Annotated in this window: 5 protein-coding genes; all 5 read right to left on the bottom strand. The window is 67.6% G+C overall.

Translation table 11 applies throughout. From position 1 onward, the window contains the following. Positions 1 to 126: 126 nt before the first annotated feature. A complete protein-coding gene (locus KIP79_RS45840; protein ID WP_214111372.1) occupies positions 127 to 978 on the bottom strand; it encodes an N-acetylmuramoyl-L-alanine amidase in 852 nt (283 codons plus the stop codon). Between the two features lie 100 nt (positions 979 to 1078). Beyond that, entirely contained in the window at positions 1079 to 1327 is a 249-nt protein-coding gene (locus KIP79_RS45835; RefSeq protein WP_214111371.1) for a hypothetical protein, read from the bottom strand. Positions 1328 to 1399: 72 nt separating this feature from the next. Next, positions 1400 to 2503 carry a LacI family DNA-binding transcriptional regulator gene (locus tag KIP79_RS45830; protein ID WP_214111370.1) on the bottom strand — a complete coding sequence of 368 codons (1104 nt, stop codon included), beginning with the start codon at positions 2501 to 2503 and terminating at the stop codon, positions 1400 to 1402. Between the two features lie 626 nt (positions 2504 to 3129). Next, positions 3130 to 4602 (bottom strand): tyrosine-type recombinase/integrase, encoded by a 1473-nt coding sequence (locus tag KIP79_RS45825; protein ID WP_214111369.1) that lies wholly within the window; start codon positions 4600 to 4602, stop codon positions 3130 to 3132. A gap of 14 nt (positions 4603 to 4616) precedes the next feature. Next, on the bottom strand, positions 4617 to 4811 hold the full coding sequence (locus KIP79_RS45820; protein ID WP_214111368.1) for a helix-turn-helix transcriptional regulator: 195 nt from the start codon (positions 4809 to 4811) through the stop codon (positions 4617 to 4619). Between the last annotated feature and the right edge of the window lie 299 nt (positions 4812 to 5110).

The raw sequence follows: 5110 nt of genomic DNA, 5'->3' as shown, positions 1-5110 counted from the left end.
CGCCGACGTCAACGCGGCCCGCAATATCGCCTCACGCGGTGCCACGGGCTGGGCAGTGAGTCACGCTGCCTAACGCGGCCCGAATCGTCGACGCCATCGACGGTCAGGAGCTGCAAGCTCGGTCGTTTACGGCCGAGAAGCTGACCTCAGGAAGGTCTGGAATCCCTGGGCCAGGGCTGCTGCCAGTTTTTGGCGGAACGCGGGGTCCTTGAGTTTGGCCGCGTCGCCGGCGTGGCGCATGTTGCCTGACTCCAGGAAGATTTTGGGGACGGTGGAGAGGTTGAGGCCGCCCAGGTCCGAGCGGTAGTCCAGGGCGTTCTTACCGATGTAGGTGGAGTATGCCTGGCCGGTGCCCTTGTGTACGGCGTCGCGGATCGTGATGCCCAGTTTGCGGGATTTGGCCACCACCGGATCCACGGGGCCGTTGATCTTCTTTGGCATGATCACGTGGAAGCCGTGGTTGCTCGGCCCGGCCCCGTCCGCGTGGATGGAGATCGCCGCGTCCGCCTTGGCTGCGTTGCCGATCGCCGCCCGCTTGGTGATGCACGGCCCGGCGCTGGTGTTGTCCGCCCGAGTCAGTTTGACCGTCGCACCCTTGGCCCGCAGCAACTTGGCCAGCCGAAGCGAAACGTCCCAGTTGAACGCCGCCTCGCTGTACCCGTCATTGGTCGCCGTACCGGTGGTGTCACAAGCCTTCCACTTGGTCAGCACATTGACCTGCTTATTGATGATCTCAGGATGCTTGTAGTTCCCACCGTTGTGCCCGGGATCAATGACGATCACCCGTCCAGCCAACGGCTTGGCCGACCGAGCCGGCTGAGCGGCGTCACTGACCGCCTTCACGGTCCCGGAGCCGTTCTCCACGGCACCCTGCGAGGCCGGAGCGGCACCGGCTCCCGTCGTCCCACCACAAGCGAGAGCCCCGAGCCCGCACAGGGCCAGGACGGCGGCGAACGCCGGTCGGCCACGACTCTTCACGGTTTTTCCTCTCGCAGACGCGTCCGTCAACGTCCCAACCTACGCGTGGCTGGGACGTGACCAGACCGTTATGCCGGGAAAACCTCCCGCAAAAAATCGCCTACCAGGCCGGTTCGACGACGTCCTGCCGCTGGAGCAGCGCCGCCAGCTCCCGCGCGTCCTCCGCGTCCAGCCCGAGCACGACCCGTGGCCGCCCCCACGGGTGGTCGATCGAGTGGGCCACGTAGCTCGCCACGGACTCGATTCCGGCACCGCCGGACTGCCCGCGCGCGGCCCGCCAGTGGCCCCAGGCTCGTTCCAATTCGGCCGCCGCGCGCTGGGCGCAGGAGACCAATTCCGGATCACTCATCGCTTCCCCCAGGTCTGCCGCGTACGCTCCCGCAGTCAACACGGGCGGCGGCGGGACACCGGGGCGGTTGACCTAGCTTTGGGCATCACTTGGCGCGGGACCGGTGCTGTGCCGTACCACCAGCTGGGGGGTCACCTGGCGCAGCCGGGAGCTCTTGCCGGGCTCGCAGATGCGGTCGCTGAGCAGCGCGGCGGCCGACCGGCCCATCGCGCGGCGCGGCTGGTCCACGCTGGTCAGCGAGATGTGGTTGACCGCGGCCAGATGGGTGTTGTCGTACCCGACCACCGAGAGGTCCTCCGGCACCCGCAGGCCCAGCTCGCTCGCCGCGGTCAGCACGCCCATCGCCACGATGTCGTTGGCCGCGAAGATCGCCGTCGGCCGGGGGTCCCGCCGGAGCAGCGCCAGCGCCGCCCGGCGCCCGCCCTCTTCGGTGAAGTCCCCGTGCTCGACCATGATGTACGGCGCGAGCGCGTGCCGCCGCATGGCCACCAGGTACCCCTCGCAGCGGCACCGGGCCGCCGAGGACGGGGTGCCCTCGATGTGGGCGATACGCCGGTGCCCCAGCTCGACCAGGTGGTCCACCGCCAGCCGGGCGCCCAGCTGGTCGTCGTCCACCACGATGTCGACGCTGTCCAGTTCGACGTCCCGCTCGCCGACCACCACGGTCGGGGTGTACGCGGCGGCCTCGGCCAGCGTGTCACTGGAGGGCGCGACGCCCAGCAGCACCAGGCCGTCCACCCGAAGCTCCAGGAAGGCCTCCACGGCCTCGTCCTCGAACGCCGGGTCCCACCGGCCGCTGCCGATCAGCAGCCGCAGGCCCTCGCCGTGCAGGCTCTCCTGGAGGCCGTCCAGGAACTCGGCGTAGAACGGGTTGTGCAGGTCGGCGACGAGCGCCCCCACCAGGTGGGTCCTGCCTTCCACCAGGCTCCTGGCCACCGCGTTCGGGCGGTAGCCGAGTTCCCTGGCCGCCTGGAGCACCGCCTCCCGGCGATGCTCGCTGACATGTGGCGACCCGCGCAGAACCAGGGAGACCAGAGACTTCGATACGCCCGCGCGCTCGGCGACGTTGCGGATCGTCGGTCGTGGCCGCGGGCTGAACCCCTCGGCAAGTCCGGAATCCGGTACGGGTACCGCGATGTCGTGCCGGGCAGTGGTCTGCATTGACGGTCCTGACATGGTTCTCCCCACGATGCGCGGACGTGCACCTGTCAGACAGAACGATCGAATCCCGGATAAGGTACGGGTCAATCTCTCTTGATCGCCTCACCCGCGCAATTGCCGCCAGCCCCCACCCACCCTCTTGGACCAGATTTCGGGGGTGTTCGGTAACCGCCGTTACGTCGTTCCAAGGCTTCCAGTCATCGCCTGACAGGGGCCGTCACGGCCGGCCCGGCGGCGGACTGTAAGAACAAGCGGGGTGAAGTGGCTCTGCGAAGCCTTCCGTTCCACCCGATGTTGTCGGGATTAACCCAGCGCCCTCCAGGCGGCGGGAAGATCGCGAAGAAAGCGAAGGGGGCCAGCGAGGTGATCACGTTGACCACGCCGGTAGCACCGGCTGGGCAGTCGCGTGATCCTGCAGGTCACCTTGTTGTTGATTTGTCGCGCGCGCTCCCCGTCTCGGGAGCAGGGTCGGTCAATGCCGGGCGGACCGAGGGGCAATCGGCTGGGGTAAGCACGGACTCCCCGCGTATGGGCGCGAAAGCTGCCCTGCCCGGCGGAGCCGGGTCCGACCGAAGGTCAGAACGGGTGGGTGGTGGAGGTAAGCCATCGGGGCATATAGGCCCTGACCTGCGGCTATGTCGCTACGCAGCGGCCGGGAGGGGCGTTTGGCCCGTGTGTGGCCCGTCGTTTACGGGCTCGTTTACGCTGGTCACAGAGCCGAGCGCAGCGGCATCAAAGGCCGCCTCAATCTTAGCGTTCACGGCGTCCTCATCGGACTCGATCCAGTGGGCATACACCGCGAACAGGACCTTGACCGTGTGCCCCATGCGCTTGGCGACCTCCAAGGGGTTGACGCCCGCCGACAGCTGCATGGTGGCGTTGGTGTGGCGCAGGTCATACGGCCGACGTGCCACTTGGGAGGCGAACTCGGCAGCGGTGAAGGCCGCCTTACGGGCCTGCCGCCATATGGCGTTGTAGACGCCCTTGTCGATCCGTCCCCGTTCCGCGCCGTCCCAGAACAGCCGCCCGTCATCCGCCGTGCCGTGCGTGGTGATGTGCTCGCGGAGGATGGCGACCAGGGCCGGGGGGATGGGCACGATCCGGACCGCCTTACGGCCCCGGTGCTTGAGCCCCCGCTGTTCGTGGCTCTGCCCGGTCCCGGTGCACAACTCACCCACGTCGGGAGAGGAGCCGCACAGGGTGAGCCGCCCCCACCCCGACTCCGGCAGGTGGCAGTCAGCCTCCCGCAGGGCGATGACCTCAGCGGGACGGCACCCCGCGTAGTACATGACCGCGAAGAAGGCCCGCAGGCGCGGACCCCGCTCACGGGCAAGCGGCCCCTTAAGCGACTGGCAGGCAGCCAGCAGCCGGGTTACCTGGTCACCGCTGGGGATGATCACGGGGGAGATCTCGTCATCACTGATCTGCCGTTTCTTGCTCTTGATCGCCGGAAGGGGGTTGGTGTGAACCAGCTTCTTGGACACCGCCAGTTCGAAGGCGCGGTGCAGTGCCGCCCGCCGATGCCGGACCACGGCCGAAGAGGCAGGCTTGCCGTTCTGGAGACGGGCGATGCCGTCCAGCACCGCGCGTAAGACCGTGTCGTCAGCCAGGCAGGAGACCGGCCGCGTGTAGGTCGCCAGCCAGGCCAGCGCCGCAGCGATCGAGTCCGGCACCGCTTCCCGCTCGACACGGCCGGGAACGAACGCCCAGTTCATCAGCGCCGCCCTCAGATCCTTGTCGTCGGGCCGGTTACGCCGCGCCTTGAGCGAGGTCTCAAGGAGCAACATCGTGATGTCGGTCAGGTCCCGAGCGGTGCCCCGCCGCGTGTTCGCCGAGGCTTCATCCCAGCCACGGGCCGCCAGCTCGACGACGTGATCGAACCACAGCGCTTGAGCACGCCCCCAGGAGATCGGTTCGCCCGTCGCAGGATCCCACTCTTCCCCGAGAACCTTGGCCGCAGCGGTGAGCTTGGCCTGATGCCCTTGAGCCAGGGCTTTGGTCAGGAACGACCGGCTGTGCTGTTGGGTGCCGACCCGCCACCGCAACTCCCAGGGCTTCTTACGGCCTTCCCGCTTGCGAATGGCCCAGAACTGAATGTCGAGCGTGTTTCCCATGTTCCGTCCCCTTTCTAGTCGAGTTCCTGTTCTGCTAACCATTTTACCCATTCCTTGCGGGAAATACGCCTATCCCCGTTGGGAATTCTGATCGATTTCGGGCCTTTTCCGACCGCCAGCCACTTATAGAAAGTGGATCTAGGAACCCGCAGGATACGGCAGCAATCAGCCACCGTCAGGAAATCATCGTCCACACCGCTACGCGCCATTTCCGCCCCCTTTCGGAAATGCGCCCACGGGCCAGTCACGGGCCAGCCACGGGCCACCGGGAATAACCACCGAATTCACCGGCACCGCCATTACCGCGAAAGGGATCCACCCTGGGCACCGCGTGCAGTGACCGCGCCAGCCCGACCGCCGACGCTGGCACACGCCCCCCTGCAACCCCCCGTAACCGAACGGTGACCCTGGTTGCGGACTCCCGGACCCGCCCGCCCGCCCAAGGACCAGAACGAAGAGGAGCCTTCGGCACGCCCTGTTGAAGGCGACGCTTACCCGCGACCCGTCG

Origin of the sequence: Acrocarpospora catenulata (assembly GCF_018476525.1) — a bacterium.
GTDB classification, from domain to species: Bacteria; Actinomycetota; Actinomycetes; order Streptosporangiales; family Streptosporangiaceae; genus Acrocarpospora; species Acrocarpospora catenulata.
This window is presented reverse-complemented; position numbering and strand designations above follow the sequence as displayed.

Excerpts from the sequence above, each read along its gene's own strand:
- KIP79_RS45830 (WP_214111370.1), bottom strand. The coding sequence starts at position 2,503 with ATGTCAGGACCGTCAATGCAGACCACTGCCCGGCACGACATCGCGGTA.
- KIP79_RS45820 (WP_214111368.1), bottom strand. The coding sequence starts at position 4,811 with ATGGCGCGTAGCGGTGTGGACGATGATTTCCTGACGGTGGCTGATTGC.
- KIP79_RS45835 (WP_214111371.1), bottom strand. The coding sequence starts at position 1,327 with ATGAGTGATCCGGAATTGGTCTCCTGCGCCCAGCGCGCGGCGGCCGAA.
- KIP79_RS45825 (WP_214111369.1), bottom strand. The coding sequence starts at position 4,602 with ATGGGAAACACGCTCGACATTCAGTTCTGGGCCATTCGCAAGCGGGAA.